Source organism: Sphingosinicella soli (assembly GCF_014199685.1).
Classification (GTDB): domain Bacteria; phylum Pseudomonadota; class Alphaproteobacteria; order Sphingomonadales; family Sphingomonadaceae; genus Sphingosinicella; species Sphingosinicella soli.
Window position 1 is genome coordinate 1 of record NZ_JACHNZ010000001.1, and the last position, 13,359, is coordinate 13,359.

Annotated in this window: 13 protein-coding genes; 8 read left to right on the forward strand and 5 right to left on the reverse strand. The window is 65.3% G+C overall.

Features of this window, described 5'->3' with window-relative positions:
* Positions 1 to 498 precede the first annotated feature (498 nt).
* From GGQ98_RS00005 to GGQ98_RS00025, 4 genes are read right to left on the reverse strand one after another with little or no spacing between them, the layout of a single operon-like run.
* Positions 499 to 792, reverse strand: a complete 294-nt coding sequence (locus GGQ98_RS00005) for a type II toxin-antitoxin system RelE/ParE family toxin (RefSeq protein ID WP_184063225.1) — start codon at positions 790 to 792, stop codon at positions 499 to 501.
* Complete coding sequence (locus tag GGQ98_RS00010; RefSeq protein WP_184063228.1) at positions 785 to 1,030, reverse strand: type II toxin-antitoxin system ParD family antitoxin; 246 nt, start codon at positions 1,028 to 1,030, stop codon at positions 785 to 787. The genes GGQ98_RS00005 and GGQ98_RS00010 overlap by 8 nt, the downstream gene beginning before the upstream one ends.
* Before the next feature lie 51 nt (positions 1,031 to 1,081).
* Entirely contained in the window at positions 1,082 to 1,945 is an 864-nt protein-coding gene (locus GGQ98_RS18195) for a DUF167 domain-containing protein (RefSeq protein WP_243451594.1), read from the reverse strand.
* A gap of 3 nt (positions 1,946 to 1,948) precedes the next feature.
* Positions 1,949 to 2,290: a DMT family protein gene (locus tag GGQ98_RS00025; RefSeq protein WP_184063234.1), complete on the reverse strand. Its 342-nt coding sequence runs from the start codon at positions 2,288 to 2,290 to the stop codon at positions 1,949 to 1,951.
* 176 nt (positions 2,291 to 2,466) lie between these two features.
* Between GGQ98_RS00025 and GGQ98_RS00030 the strand changes: the two genes are divergently transcribed.
* The 5 genes from GGQ98_RS00030 to GGQ98_RS00050 all read left to right on the forward strand — a co-directional run bounded on the left by GGQ98_RS00030 (position 2,467) and on the right by GGQ98_RS00050 (position 8,944).
* Positions 2,467 to 2,862 carry a glycine zipper 2TM domain-containing protein gene (locus GGQ98_RS00030; RefSeq protein WP_184063237.1) on the forward strand — a complete coding sequence of 132 codons (396 nt, stop codon included), beginning with the start codon at positions 2,467 to 2,469 and terminating at the stop codon, positions 2,860 to 2,862.
* 74 nt (positions 2,863 to 2,936) lie between these two features.
* Positions 2,937 to 3,473 carry a hypothetical protein gene (locus tag GGQ98_RS00035; protein ID WP_184063241.1) on the forward strand — a complete coding sequence of 179 codons (537 nt, stop codon included), beginning with the start codon at positions 2,937 to 2,939 and terminating at the stop codon, positions 3,471 to 3,473.
* 152 nt (positions 3,474 to 3,625) lie between these two features.
* Complete coding sequence (locus tag GGQ98_RS00040) at positions 3,626 to 3,871, forward strand: hypothetical protein (RefSeq protein ID WP_184063244.1); 246 nt, start codon at positions 3,626 to 3,628, stop codon at positions 3,869 to 3,871.
* Positions 3,872 to 4,031: 160 nt separating this feature from the next.
* A complete protein-coding gene (locus GGQ98_RS00045; RefSeq protein ID WP_184063247.1) occupies positions 4,032 to 6,926 on the forward strand; it encodes a TonB-dependent receptor domain-containing protein in 2,895 nt (964 codons plus the stop codon).
* A 20-nt stretch (positions 6,927 to 6,946) separates the two neighbouring features.
* On the forward strand, positions 6,947 to 8,944 hold the full coding sequence (locus GGQ98_RS00050; RefSeq protein WP_184063250.1) for a prolyl oligopeptidase family serine peptidase: 1,998 nt from the start codon (positions 6,947 to 6,949) through the stop codon (positions 8,942 to 8,944).
* Between the two features lies 1 nt (position 8,945).
* On the opposite strand, the gene GGQ98_RS00055 is transcribed toward GGQ98_RS00050, so the two are convergent.
* The gene (locus GGQ98_RS00055) at positions 8,946 to 9,758 is read right to left on the reverse strand and encodes an alpha/beta hydrolase (protein ID WP_184063253.1); all 813 of its coding nucleotides are present in this window, start codon (positions 9,756 to 9,758) and stop codon (positions 8,946 to 8,948) included.
* A gap of 124 nt (positions 9,759 to 9,882) precedes the next feature.
* Here GGQ98_RS00055 and GGQ98_RS00060 point away from each other — a divergent pair, with 124 nt between their 5' ends.
* Genes GGQ98_RS00060 through GGQ98_RS00070 form a run of 3 tightly spaced genes read left to right on the forward strand, consistent with a single transcriptional unit; the run spans position 9,883 to position 13,357 of the window.
* Positions 9,883 to 12,174 carry a bifunctional salicylyl-CoA 5-hydroxylase/oxidoreductase gene (locus tag GGQ98_RS00060; RefSeq protein ID WP_184063256.1) on the forward strand — a complete coding sequence of 764 codons (2,292 nt, stop codon included), beginning with the start codon at positions 9,883 to 9,885 and terminating at the stop codon, positions 12,172 to 12,174.
* Positions 12,171 to 12,911 carry an SDR family NAD(P)-dependent oxidoreductase gene (locus tag GGQ98_RS00065; RefSeq protein WP_184063258.1) on the forward strand — a complete coding sequence of 247 codons (741 nt, stop codon included), beginning with the start codon at positions 12,171 to 12,173 and terminating at the stop codon, positions 12,909 to 12,911. Before GGQ98_RS00060 ends, GGQ98_RS00065 begins: the two co-directional genes overlap by 4 nt.
* Positions 12,905 to 13,357 carry a MarR family winged helix-turn-helix transcriptional regulator gene (locus tag GGQ98_RS00070; protein ID WP_184063262.1) on the forward strand — a complete coding sequence of 151 codons (453 nt, stop codon included), beginning with the start codon at positions 12,905 to 12,907 and terminating at the stop codon, positions 13,355 to 13,357. Before GGQ98_RS00065 ends, GGQ98_RS00070 begins: the two co-directional genes overlap by 7 nt.
* Positions 13,358 to 13,359: the final 2 nt, after the last annotated feature.

A 13,359-nucleotide genomic window follows, 5' to 3' on the forward strand; every position in this document is an offset into this window, starting at 1 on the left:
CTCAGTCGTTGTGGCGCTCCCATGGAGTATCTGTCCCATAGCGCATCCTTCCATTGCTGGCTGAATAATGCACCATCAAAGCCTGGGATCAAACAATTAGTCGCCACGGCGCAACTCGCCCTTGCCATCTCCGCCTGCCGCCTCCGCCCAGGATCACGCCATCACGCAGCGGCCCGGTGAATAAGAGGGGCTAGTCTTGCTGATCCCAATATAAGCAAATATGTTGATCGCCTACAGTACCTTGCGTTGGTGGCTTTTGTTGTTGCGATGCTAAGCTTGTCGATCTTCTCGTGGAAAAGCATGGAGTTTTCCAATGGCGAACACGCCCAAGCCTCCGTCTCCCAAGCCGATACCCCGTCCAACGCCAGGGCCAACACCGGGTCAAAAGGCTCCAGGTAGGACTGTCCCGCCCTCGGCACCTCCACCTCCGCCGTCACGTCCTAAGCAATAGTATGGAATGGGCAGGTGATGTTCGCACGCTGGCGAAGTTTTAGGCTTTTAGTTCAAAGCCAATTTAACGCTCTGTGATGCATGTAACACCCGAACGATCAATACCTCGTCAGCGTGCAGATCGTAAATGATCCGATGTCTGCGGCATGGATAAGCGCGAACAGGCGGGCGAATGGATGAAATCACTTCACCCGCTTCGGGATACTCGCCAAGCAGCGCAATAGCAGCCTCGATATCCGTCATGTAGGCAAACGCCACGCTGTCGCCAAACTGATCGACGCTCCAGTCGAGAATCTGCTCAAGATCATAGGCCGCCAGCGGCGACAGGACGATATCAGCCATTCAGCCCGTGGCGCTTGCGGCCTTCGGCGATGATGTCGGCAATCGTCTTGTCGGATCGCCCGGAGGCTCGGCCCGCGTCCACTGCTGCCTGTAATTCCGCAACAGCATCCGCCCGCTCCTGATCCCGCCGGATCAAGTCGCGCACATAGTCGCTGGTGCTGCTGTAGCGGCCTTCGGCCACGCGGGTTTCCGCCCAGCTTTTGAGGGCGTCGGGGATCGAGACGTTCATCTGTGCCATGTCTGTCTTTATAGGATTTCCTATAAATCTTGACAAGGTCGCGCCCGCCGTTCAGCCCGCGCGCCGCGTCAGCAGCCACAGGCAGGCGAGGACCACTACGAAGTCGATGGCGACGAACGCCGTGCCGATCGGCGTCCAGCCGCCTTGGCCGGGCGGGTTTGCGGCGAAGGAGAGCGCCGCGCCGATCGCGGGCAGGATGAGCCCGGCCCAGAGCGCCGCGCGTGCGCCGCGCCACAGGAACACGCCGATCAGGAGGTAGCCCGCGCCGAACGCGGCGGTGATGGCGAGTTCGGGGTTCATCGGCCGCACTGCGAGCAGCGCGACGTGCGCCGCGCCGGTCAGCAGCATCAGCGTGCCCGCGCCCTTGCGTATGAAATCGGCGGTCATGGCTGTTCCTCCCCCTTTTTGCGTCCGTTTCGGTTCGCGGTGGATCGTGCGCGTGCGCGCGCGGCGGCGCAAATTGTTCAAAAGGACAGGCCGGAAATGCGGGAAGAAATGCGGGGACAGCAGGAGCGGGCTGTCCCCAAGGCGGAGGCGTTTACTGCGGAGAGGGTCCGCCGGCCCCTTGCGGAGGGTGGAACGGTCGTCGCCGGCGGAACCTCGATTCGCGTTGTACGCCATCGGCGTCGTTTCGCTTTGATCTGCGTCAAAGGCCCGCTGCGATGCCGAGCATTTTTTCGCGCGCGGTTTGCCCGCGAAGGACGCTGACGGCGGATTTCGGCAGCCCGAGCGCTTTGGCGACGAGGCGGCAGCGTTCGCCTTGCCGTCTTCCGGCGGGGCGGAAACCCACACGCGGGCGCGCGGGCCTTCGGGCGTGTCTTCAACGACGATGCGTTCGCCGCCGCGCGCTTTGGGTGTCACCCGCACGGCGAGCGTGCCGTCGGGGGAGACCAGCGCGGCGAGCGCTGTGTCCACGGCTCAGCGCCCGATGAACAGGAAGCCGACCGCCGCCATGATGCAGCCGAAGGCGGCGAAGTGGCGCCAGTGCAGCGGCTCGCCCAGATACGTCACCATGAACACGCCGAAGATGGTGAGCGCGATCGCCTCCTGCGCGATCTTCAGCTGACCCGGCGTCCACCCGGAGGCGGCGCCGATGCGGTTCGCGGGCACGGCGAGCGCATATTCGAAAAAGGCGATGCCCCAGCTGATGAGGATGATGACGAACATCGGCTTCGCCCCCGCGGCGCCGGCCTTCAGATGCCAGTACCACGCGAAGGTCATCAGGATGTTCGAAAGGGTGAGGAGCACGATCGTCTGCATGGATGCACGTCATAGCGCGCGTTCGCGCGGTTCGCCACGTCCGTTCGGGGCCGTTCAGGAACGAGACAGCGTTCCGGCGCGAGTCTGCGCCCGAAGCGATTTCCAGGGAGCGGTTTGCGCGGTCTTGCGTTTGGCCCCCGAAGCAGGCGCTTCGTTTGAACGGTTTGGAGAGGTTTATGAAAAAGGTCGTTTTCGCTGCTGTCGCGGCTTCGCTCATCCCGCTGGCCGGTGTGTGGTCGGCCCCGGCGCTTGCCGATCCGCCGCATTGGGCACCGGCGCACGGGAAGCGCGCCAAGGATCGGGATCGCTGGTATCCCGACGATCACTATCGCAAGGGCAATTATCGCGAACGCCGCCTGAGCCGCGACGAGCAGATCTATCGCGGCCGCGACGGGCGCTATTACTGCAAGCGCAAGGACGGCACCACGGGGCTTATCATCGGCGGCGTGGCGGGCGGCGTGCTCGGCCACGAGATCGCGCCGGGCGGATCGAAGACCGTGGGCGCGGTGCTCGGCGCGGTTGCGGGCGGTCTCGTCGGCAAGAGCCTCGACGACGGCGTGAAGTGCCGCTGACCTGTTGAAAAATCAAGGCTTCCTGTCCGGCGCGCATTTGATAATGTGGCGGCCGGACAGGAGGCATTCTTATGATGAAACGGGGGTTTGTCGCCGGCGCGGCACTGGTTGCGCTCGCGGCATGCGGCGGCAACGATGCCAGCGAGGCTTCGAAGGGCGAAGGCAAAAAAGTCGCCAGCGGCAGCGTCGCCACCGATGACGGCGAAGCGCAGTACAGCGTGCGGCAGGACGGTGAAAACTCAACCGTCACCGTCACCGGGCCGGACGGCGAGACCGGCACGTTCAAGAGCGGGGCGGGCGCGGCCGATTTCCTCCCCGATTTCGCGCCGCTCTATCCCGGTGCCAAGGTCGTCGGCGGCGCGGGCGGCGATTCCGGTTCGGGCATCGGCGGCATGGTCAATTTCGAAACCGGCGATGCACCCGAAAAGGTCGTCGCCTGGTACAAGGCCGAGGCGCAGAAGTCGGGCCTCAAGATCGCCGGCGAGATGACGACGCCCGACATGCAAATGGTCGCCGCGCAGGATGAGGCGTCGAAGCGCAGCCTGCAGGTTCACGCCTCGGCGAAGGAAGGCGGCGGCAGCACGGCGAGCCTGATCGCGGGCACCCAGTAAGGCCTTCGGTAAAGCCGCGAAAGCACAATGATAACAGGTCCGTAAGGTTAACCATCAAAGTTTTGATGTTAACCGCGTTCGGCAAGACCTCGTTAGCGATTTCGGCGGCTAATGGCACCGGGTCAAAATAAACGCTCGGGAGTCTAGGGGCCATGGACAAGGTTGAACTCGCTGACGCGGTCTACGCCCGCGTCTTCCCCACCATTATCATTATTTGCGCGGTTGTCGGCACGGCCAGCTTTGCGATGCACAATTATTCGCAGGCGGTTTGCGCCTTCATCGCGATCGGTCTTGCGATGAAGCTGAACGGCATCATCGAGCGCCGCCGGTGCGAGCGCTCGGAACGCCTTGCGGCGCTGGGTTGGAACCGCGCGCGCAATCCGCTCAGTTCCTGCTGAAAACTCCGTCCACGTTTGTCCGCGCCGCTCCGGTATCCGCCGGGGCGGCGCGCGCGTTTGCGGATTAGACAATTGACTAACTACAGAGGCTGCGACATCCTCCGCCCAGGGAAGTTCTGAAAGAACGCCGGAAACCGGCAACAGGGTGGGAGCAGCGGATATGAGAAGGATCACCGGATTCGCCGTGCTGATGGCCTCGACGGCGTGGGCACCGCAGGCATTCGCGCAATCGGAAACCGCGCAGGACGAGGTGGGCGAAACCATCGTCATCACGGGCACGCGCATCAGCCGCCCCGAACTCGATTTCGCCAACCCGGTCACGACATTGTCGTCTGAAGCGATCGCGCAGTCGGGCAAGACCAACATCGCGGATTTCCTCACGCAAAGCCCGGCGCTCGCTGGTTCCCGCACCGGAAGCCAGACCGGCGGCTCGGAAACAAACTTCGGCGAGGCGGGCCTGAACCTGCTCGATCTCAGGAATCTCGGCACCGACCGCACGCTCGTTCTGGTGGACGGGCGCCGCCACGTGTCGGCGCTGGCGGGGTCGGCGGCGGTGGATATCAACGCCATTCCCACGGGGCTCATAGAGGCCGTTGACGTGCTGACCGGCGGCGCGTCGGCGATTTACGGCGCGGACGGCGTTTCGGGCGTCGTCAACTTTCGGATGAAGCGCGATTTCGAAGGCATCACCGCGCGCGGCCAGATGGGCATTTCGCAGCGCGGCGACGGCGCGAACCGCTTCGGATCGATCACGGCGGGCACCAATTTTTCCGAAGGCCGGGGCAATATCGCGGCGGCGTACGAATACAACAAGGACGACCGGCTGAACGAACTGCGCCGCTCGCGGCTCACGAATCCGCGCGCGGCGGGGCTTTACCGCAACCAGGCCGATCTGCCCGACGACCCGAACATTCCCGACGTCATTCCCTATGATGACGTGCGCTGGGCAGACAGCGCGCGCATGGGCGCGGTGGACGTGGACTTTGATTTCGCATCGGATTTCGAAGGCAACGGGCGGGTCTACGATCGCGGTCTCGTGCTCGAGGAATCGGGCGGTTACGCGCAGGGCGGATCGAACACCCCGGTGAACGGCTATCAGGGCGATCTGTTTCCCGGCCTCGAGCGCCACCTCTTCAATGTTCTCGGCCGCTATGAATTCAGCGACGCCTTCACGCTGTTTGCGGAAGGCAAGTACGTTCGCACCAACGCGTGGACGCAGCAGCAGCCGACATTCGACTTCTATCTGTTCCAGACCCCCGAAAATCCGTTCATGCCGCAATCGATCCGCGACGCGATCGTGCCCGGTGCCGCCGCTGCGTATTTCGAGGATCCCGATACGCCCGACGGCGTGCTGGTGACGCGCGATCACTTCGATCTCGGGGTCAATTTCGAGGAAAACCGCCGCGAGACGCTGCGCGGCGTGATCGGCGCGAGCGGCAGCTTCAGCGAAAACCTGAGATACGAAGTGTCCTACGTCTACGGCCAGACGAAGACGCGGACGATCACCCGCGGCAACCGGCTGGAAGCGGAGTGGCAGGCGGCGGTCGACGTCGTCAGCGATCCCGATACGGGCGCGCCGATCTGCCGGACGATGCTCGATCCCGAAAATCCCTTTCCCGGTTGCGTGCCGTTCAACATTTTCGGCGAGTATCTGAGCGATCCGGCGGCGATCGACTTCGTGACGACGGACAGCGTCAGCTACGCCAAGGTCACGCAGCATGTGTTTTCGGGCTCGGTTTCGGGCGACACCGGCGCGTTTCTGGCACTGCCCGGCGGCCCGATCGGCTTCGCGTTCGGCGCGGAATACCGCAAGGAAAGCAGCCGTTTCGATCCCGACCCGCTGATCGCCGACGCCCTCACCTGGGCGCTGCCCGTGCAGGCCGCGCGCGGCAGCTTCAACGTCAAGGAAGTGTTTGCCGAAATCAACGTGCCGATTCTGAAGGATATGCCCGGCGCGCATCTGCTGTCGGTGGGCGGCGCGATCCGGCTTGCGGATTACAGCACGATCGGCGGCACGACGACGTGGAAGGTGGACGGTGTCTATGCGCCGATCCGCGACGTCTCGTTCCGCGCCACCTATTCGCAGGCGGTGCGCGCGCCCAACATCGCGGAATTGTTCGCGCCCGCGAGCGGTTCGTACAACTTCATCGTCGATCCGTGCGACCTGCAGGAACTGAACAACGGCTCATCGACGCGGGCGGCGAACTGCGCGGCCATTCTGAACGGGCTCGGCGTCGATCCGGCGACCTTCAGCCCGTCGAACGATCCCAGCTCGACGGTGTTCACCGAGGGGCTGAGCAGCGGAAATCCCGATCTACAGGAGGAAACCGCGAAGACCTGGACGGCGGGCGTGGTCCTGCGGCCGACGTTCCTGCGCGGCTTCACGCTTTCGGCGGACTGGTACGACATCAAGATCAAGAACGCGATCAACACGCCCGAGGCCGAGGAACTCACCGAGCTTTGCGTGGATCAGCCGACGATCGACAATCCGTTCTGCCCGGCGATCGTGCGCGATCCGTCCTCCGGCTTCATCACCGGCTTCGTGTCGCGACCCGACAACGTCGCGCAGTTCCGCACGGCGGGCCTCGACGTGACGCTGGCCTACCGCGTGGCGTCGGATACGGCGGGCACGTTCGGCGTTGCGCTGACCGGCAATTATCTCGATCGGCTGGAATTCGTCGCGACGCCGGGCGCCGAATTGAACTCGAACGTCGGCGAGGCCGACGAATATGCCCCGCGCTATTCGGCGACGCTCGATCTCACATGGCAAAAAGGCCCGCTGACCGTCGCCTACGGCATCAGCTGGTTCGACAAGACACGGCGCTTTTCCGCCGAATATCTCGCGGGCGACCCCGATTATGCCGACCCCGAATATCTCTGGGTCAAGGAGAAATGGGAGCACGAGGTCCAGCTCAGCTATGATGTCGGAGAGCGCTTCAACATCTACGGCGGCGTGAACAACCTGTTCGATGCGAAACCGGGCTTCGAGTACACCTCCTATCCGGTTTCCGCAATGGGGCGCTATTTCTACATGGGCGCGACGGTTTCGTTCTGACGACACGAAAGGGCCGGACAGTGTACAGAATTCTGGGCAGCTTCGCGCTTCTGGCATCATCCGGCCTCGCTCTGGCGGCGCCCTCTGCGGTGGTGCCGGACGATCATTACCGGCTGGCGGATGTGGCGGAGCCGCAGTTTTCGCCCGACGGCGCCGCGATCATTTACACCGTCACCGCGCCTGACCGGGACCGCGACGAAAAGACCTCCGATCTGTGGACCGTGCCCTGGAAAGGCGGTGCGCCCGCGCCGCTGACGCAGACGCCGGAGGTGAGCGAATACGGCGCGCGCTACATGCCCGACGGCAAGACGGTCGTGTTCCTGAGCGATGCGGGCGAAAAGAAAGACGGCGAGGACGAGGAAGACGACAGCGTGCAGCTCTGGCGGATGTCCGCCAACGGCGGCGCGGGCACGCGGATCACCTCGCTTCCCGGCGGCATCAGCGGATACGATCTGTCGCCCGACGGAAAATTCGCGGTCGTCGTTGCAGAGGTCGGCAAGACGGTCGGCAGCAAGGCGAAGACCCCGCCGCCGATCGAGACCGAGCGCTTTTATTTCAAGCAGGACGGGCGCGGCTATCTCGACGACCGCACGCAGCAGCTTTTCATCGTCGATCTTGCCACCGGCGCGGCGCGGCAGCTGACGCAAGGCGCGCGCGATCACTGGCGGCCCGCGTGGTCGCCGGACGGCAAGCTCATCGCCTACACCGCCAAGGACCACGCCGGCGACAAGACGCTGAACAGCGAAATCTACGTGCTCCCGCCCGAAGGCGGCGAACCCCGCAAGATCAGCCCCACGGCGAACGCGGACGATGACCCGGACTGGAGCGCGGGCGTCTCGTGGTCGCCCGATTCCCGGCGTATCGTCTGGCTCGAAGGCATTGAAGACAAGTGGCTCTACTACGGCGCGCCGCATCTGGCCGTCGCGGACGTATCGACGGGCGCGGTGACGCGGCCTGCAAAGCTCGACCTCTGGTTCTACTATCCCCGGTTTGCGCCGGACGGCTCGATCCTCGCGCAGATCGAGGGCGACCGCGACACATGGCTGGCGCGCGTGGACGCGGAGAGCGGCAAGATCAGCTATCTGACGCAGGGCACGCGCTTCGCCTATGATTATGCCGTCGCGAAGGACGGGCGCATCGCCGTTCTGGAAACCACGAACGAAAAGCCCTCCGAACTGTATGCGCTCGAAAAATCGGGTGCGCGGCAACTCACCGACCACAACCCCTGGCTGAAGGACCGCGCGCTCGGCGAAACGCGCGATGTGAGCTTCAAGAGCGGCGACGCGGAAATCCACGGCTTTTACGTGCTGCCGCCGGATTACGACGCGGCGAAGCGGTATCCGCTCGTCGCGGACCTCCACGGCGGGCCGGTCTATCAGCACAGCCACGAGTTCGATCTCGATGCGCGCGCGCTCGCGGCGGCGGGCTATGTCGTGCTCAAGATCAACCCGCGCGGCTCATCGGGGCGGGGCTTCGATTTCTCGCGCGCGATCTATGCGGACTGGGGCAATGTCGACGCGCAGGACATCAGCGCGGGCATCACCAACGCCGTGGAAACCGGCATCGCGGACGCGAACCGCATCGGCGTGGGCGGCTGGAGCTACGGCGGAATCCTCTCCGGCTATATGATCGCCTACGACAAGCGCATCAAGGCGGCGGTGGCGGGCGCGGGGGTTTCCAACATCTTCGCGACGTGGGGCGTCGATATGTACCAGCGCGAATATATTCTCGAACTCGGCACGCCGTGGGAGAATTTCGAGACCTGGAAGAAGCTCGCCTACCCGTTTTTCGAGCCCGAGCGCATCACGGCCGCGACGCTGTTCCAGTGCGCGGACGCCGACGACAACGTGCCGTGCGTGGGCGCGGAGCAGATGTACCTGACGCTGAAAACGCGCGGCGTCCCGACGAAACTGATCGTCTATCCCGGCGAAAACCACGGCCTCACCGTGCCGAGCTACCTCTCGCACCGGATTGCGGCGAACATCGCCTGGTACGACCGCTGGCTGAAAGCCGACTGAACTATTCGCCCAGCAGCGTGCGCGTCAGCGGGTGGTCGGGGTCTTCAAGGCCGTCGATGACGTCGAAGTGATGGCGGCCCGGCTCCTCGACAAGCGCCGTAGCGATGCCGAGGCCGGTCCAGACGTTCGCGAGCAGCGCCGACTGGCGGCGGAATTCGGGGCGCTCGTCGGCACCCACCCAGCAGGTGACGCGCGCGCCGGGCAGCGGCGCCAGCAGCGCAGGGCTTTCGGCGGCGGCTTCGGCGTCGTCGATACGAAGCGTCTCGTTCATCTCCGTGCGCATCAGCGGCCGCAGATCGGCAAGCGCGGAAATCGGTACGACATGCGCGATGCGGGCGGCGATTTCGGGTGACAGCGGCGAGGGCAGGGCCGCCATGCGCGCAGCAAGGTGCCCGCCCGCCGAGTGCCCGGTGATGAAGATCGGACCCTCCACGCGCGCGGCGGCTGCGGCGATCGCGGCGGCAACCTCGCGAACGATGCCGCCGATGCGGGCCTCCGGGCAGAGCGTGTAGGACGGCATCGCCACGGCGAAACCGCGCTCCAGCGGCCCGCGCGACAAATGCGACCAATAGCTTTTGTCGAGCGCGAGCCAGTATCCGCCGTGGATGAACACGACCAGACCGCGCGGCGCGCCTTCGGGGAGGAACAGATCGAAGCGGTTGCGCGGCGCGTCGCCGTAGGAAAGATCGAGCAATGCGCGCGCGCCGCAGGTTTCGCGCCAGCGCTGCGCGGGCGCTACCCAGGCATCCGGCCAGCGCTCGCCGTCCGCGATGTAGGCGGCATTGGCGTAGGCGTCATCCCAGTCCGTGATCATGTCCACTCCTGCTGTGTTGACACACAATGCGCTGCGCCAAAAATATTTCAATCCTAAAACTTCAGGCTTGAAATAAATGTCGCCGCATGTCAGCCTGCGACTCATCGACAAGGGAGGTCATCCGATGGATGTGGCTGTACTCGGCGGCGGGCCTGCGGGCCTTTATTTCGCGATCAGCATGAAGCTGCGCGATCCCGGCCACCGCATCACGATCATCGAACGCAACCGGCCCGACGATACGTTCGGCTGGGGCGTCGTGCTCTCCGACGAGACGCTCGACAATCTGGCGGCGAACGACCCGCTCAGCGCCGCCGCGATCCGCGAGCACTTCGCGTACTGGGACGATATCGCCGTCGTTCACAAGGGCGTGCGGACCACCTCCACAGGTCACGGTTTCTGCGGCATCGGCCGCAAGCAGCTCCTGCTGCTGCTGCAGGCGCGCGCGCTGGAGCTTGGCGTCGAGATCCGCTTCGAGACGGAGGCGGAACCGGCGCGCGCCTACATGGACAGATACGACCTCGTCGTTGCCGCCGACGGGCTCAATTCGCGCACGCGCACCGAATTCGCGGATCATTTCCAGCCCAACATCGACGTGCGCAAGTGCAAGTTCGTGTGGCTGGGCACGCACCAGAAGTTCGACGACGCCTTCACGTTCATCTTCGAAAAGACCGAGCACGGCTGGGTATGGGCGCACGCCTATCAGTTCGATGCCGATACCGCGACGTTCATCGTGGAATGTTCGGAGGCGACATGGGCCGCGTTCGGCTTCGGCGAGCTGAGCCAGGCTGCATCAGTCGCGACCTGCGAGCGCATTTTCGCCAAGCACCTCGGCGGGCATAATCTGATGTCGAATTCGGCGCATATTCGCGGTTCGGCCTGGATCAATTTCCCGCGCGTGCTCTGCGAACGCTGGTCGCACGAAAATGTCGCGCTGCTCGGCGATGCGGCGGCGACGGCGCATTTCTCCATCGGTTCGGGCACGAAGCTGGCGCTGGAAAGCGCCGCCGCGCTCGCCGACTATATCCACAGCGAGCCGACGCTCGCAGCGGCGTTCCAGAAGTATGAGGACGCGCGGCGCGTCGAGGTGCTGCGGCTGCAATCCGCTGCGCGCAACTCGATGGAGTGGTTCGAGGAGGTCGAGCGCTACCTCGAACTTGATCCGGTGCAGTTCAACTATTCGCTGCTCACGCGCTCGCAGCGCATTTCGCACGAAAACCTGCGCCTGCGCGATCGCGCGTGGCTCGACAGCGCGGAAACGTGGTTTCAGCAGCAGGCGGGCGCGGGAAGCGTTCGCCGCGCGCCGATGTTCGCGCCGCTCAGCCTGCGCGGCATGACACTGCAGAACCGCATCGTCGTCTCGCCGATGGCGCAGTACAAGGCGGTCGACGGCTGCCCGACCGACTGGCACTTCGTGCATTATGCCGAGCGCGCGAAAGGCGGCGCCGGTCTGGTGTTCGTGGAGATGACCTGCGTGAGCCCGGAGGGCCGCATCACCCCCGGCTGCCCCGGCCTCTATGCGCCCGAGCACGAGGCGGCGTGGAAGCGTCTGGTCGATTTCGTCCACGCCGAAACGCCCGCGAAGATCTGCGCGCAGCTCGGCCATTCGGGCGCCAAGGGCTCGACGCAGATCGGCTGGGAAGAGATGGATGCGCCGCTGCCCAGCGGCAACTGGCCGCTGCTTGCCGCCTCCGCACTCCCGTGGTCCCCGAGAAACGCCGTGCCGAAGCCGATGGACCGCGCCGACATGGACCGCGTGCGGGACCAGTTCGTCGCATCCGCCGAAATGGCGAACCGCGCGGGCTTTGACATGGTGGAAATCCATGCCGCCCACGGCTATCTGCTCTCGTCGTTCATCAGCCCGCTCATGAACCGGCGCGAGGATGAATATGGCGGCAGCCTTGAAAACCGCATGCGCTATCCGCTGGAGGTGTTCCGCGCGGTGCGCGCCGTTTGGCCGGACGAGAAGCCCATATCGGTGCGTATCTCGGCCAACGACTGGGTCGGCGACGACGGCGTGACGCCCGAGGAGGCCGTGCGCATCGCCGACATCCTGAAGGACGCCGGTGTCGATATCTGCGACGTTTCGGCGGGGCAGACATCGGTGGATGCGCGGCCTGTCTATGGCCGCATGTTCCAGACGCCGTTCTCCGATCGCATCCGCAACGAGACCGGCATGGCGACCATGACCGTGGGCAACATCTACGAGCCCGACCACGCCAATTCGATCCTGATGGCGGGGCGCGCCGATCTCGTCTGCCTTGCCCGCCCGCATCTTGCCGATCCGTACTGGACCTTGCACGCGGCGGCGGCGCTCCGAGACAAGGATACGCCCTGGCCGAGCCCCTATCTCGCCGGGCGCGATCAGGCCTTTCGCCTCGCCGAGCGCGGGCCTGAACAGATGACGGGCAAGGTATGACGCGCACCGCACTCGTCACCGGCGGCGGCACCGGCGCGGGCCGGGCCATCGCGCTTGCGCTTGCAGGAGCAGGCGTTGGCGTCACCGTCTGCGGCCGCCGCCTCGCGCCGCTGGAAACGGTCGCGGCGGAAGACGCGCGCATCAAGGCCGTGCAGGCGGATGTGACCGACGAGGCCGCGATGCGCGCGCTCCACGAAGCACATGGGCCGTTCGACATCGTCGTCGCCAACGCAGGCGCCGCCGAAAGCGCCCCGGCGCACAAGGTGAGCCTCGCGGACTGGCAGGCCGCGCTCGCGGTGAACCTCACCGGCGCGTTCCTCACCGTGCAGCCCGCGCTCGCGCCGATGGTCAAGCGCCGCGCCGGGCGGATCATCTTCATCGCCTCGACCGCGGGGCTCAAGGGCTATGCCTATGTCGCGCCCTACGTGGCGGCCAAGCACGGCGTCGTCGGCCTGATGCGCGCGCTCGCGGCGGAGATCGCGAAATCGGGCGTCACGGTCAACGCCGTGTGCCCCGGCTTCACCGAAACCGATCTTCTCGAAGAATCGATCGCCCGCATCATGGCGACGACCGGCCGCAGCCGCGAGGAGGCACGCGCCAGCCTCGCGGCGACGAACCCGCAGGGCCGCTTCATTACGCCCGATGAAATCGCCGCCACGGTGCTCTGGCTCGCGAGCGAAGGCGCGGCGTCCGTTACGGGCCAAGCGATCTCCGTGTCGGGCGGCGAGACATGGTGAGCGCGCCGCTCGCCAAGGAGCGTGTCCGCCTGTGGCTGCGCCTGCTCCGCGCGACGCGCCTTATCGAGGCGGAACTGCGCGAGCGGCTGAAGGCGGATTTCGACACGACCCTGCCGCGCTTTGACGTCATGGCGGCGCTCGACCGACAGCCCGAGGGCATGATGATGAGCGAGCTTTCGCGTTTCCTGCTCGTCTCCAACGGCAACGTCACGGGCATCGTCGACCGCCTGGTCTTGGATGGATCGGTCGCGCGCACCGCCCGCAACGGCGACCGCCGCGCCTTCATCGTCAAGCTGACCGAGGCGGGCGCCGCGCAGTTCAAGGCGATGGCGGCGGCGCACGAGCGCTGGATCGACGCGCTGCTCGCCGACATCGATCCCGAAGAGGCCGCGCACCTCGCGGGCACACTCAGAACATTCCAGAGCAAGTGGGAGGGCGGACATTGACG

What these genes read in the sequence shown, in the direction of transcription:
- GGQ98_RS00005 (WP_184063225.1), bottom strand. Translation starts at nt 792, where the DNA reads ATGGCTGATATCGTCCTGTCGCCGCTGGCGGCCTATGATCTTGAGCAG.
- GGQ98_RS00010 (WP_184063228.1), bottom strand. Translation starts at nt 1,030, where the DNA reads ATGGCACAGATGAACGTCTCGATCCCCGACGCCCTCAAAAGCTGGGCG.
- GGQ98_RS00025 (WP_184063234.1), bottom strand. Translation starts at nt 2,290, where the DNA reads ATGCAGACGATCGTGCTCCTCACCCTTTCGAACATCCTGATGACCTTC.
- GGQ98_RS00030 (WP_184063237.1), top strand. Translation starts at nt 2,467, where the DNA reads ATGAAAAAGGTCGTTTTCGCTGCTGTCGCGGCTTCGCTCATCCCGCTG.
- GGQ98_RS00035 (WP_184063241.1), top strand. Translation starts at nt 2,937, where the DNA reads ATGAAACGGGGGTTTGTCGCCGGCGCGGCACTGGTTGCGCTCGCGGCA.
- GGQ98_RS00040 (WP_184063244.1), top strand. Translation starts at nt 3,626, where the DNA reads ATGGACAAGGTTGAACTCGCTGACGCGGTCTACGCCCGCGTCTTCCCC.
- GGQ98_RS00045 (WP_184063247.1), top strand. Translation starts at nt 4,032, where the DNA reads ATGAGAAGGATCACCGGATTCGCCGTGCTGATGGCCTCGACGGCGTGG.
- GGQ98_RS00055 (WP_184063253.1), bottom strand. Translation starts at nt 9,758, where the DNA reads ATGATCACGGACTGGGATGACGCCTACGCCAATGCCGCCTACATCGCG.
- GGQ98_RS00060 (WP_184063256.1), top strand. Translation starts at nt 9,883, where the DNA reads ATGGATGTGGCTGTACTCGGCGGCGGGCCTGCGGGCCTTTATTTCGCG.
- GGQ98_RS00065 (WP_184063258.1), top strand. Translation starts at nt 12,171, where the DNA reads ATGACGCGCACCGCACTCGTCACCGGCGGCGGCACCGGCGCGGGCCGG.
- GGQ98_RS00070 (WP_184063262.1), top strand. Translation starts at nt 12,905, where the DNA reads ATGGTGAGCGCGCCGCTCGCCAAGGAGCGTGTCCGCCTGTGGCTGCGC.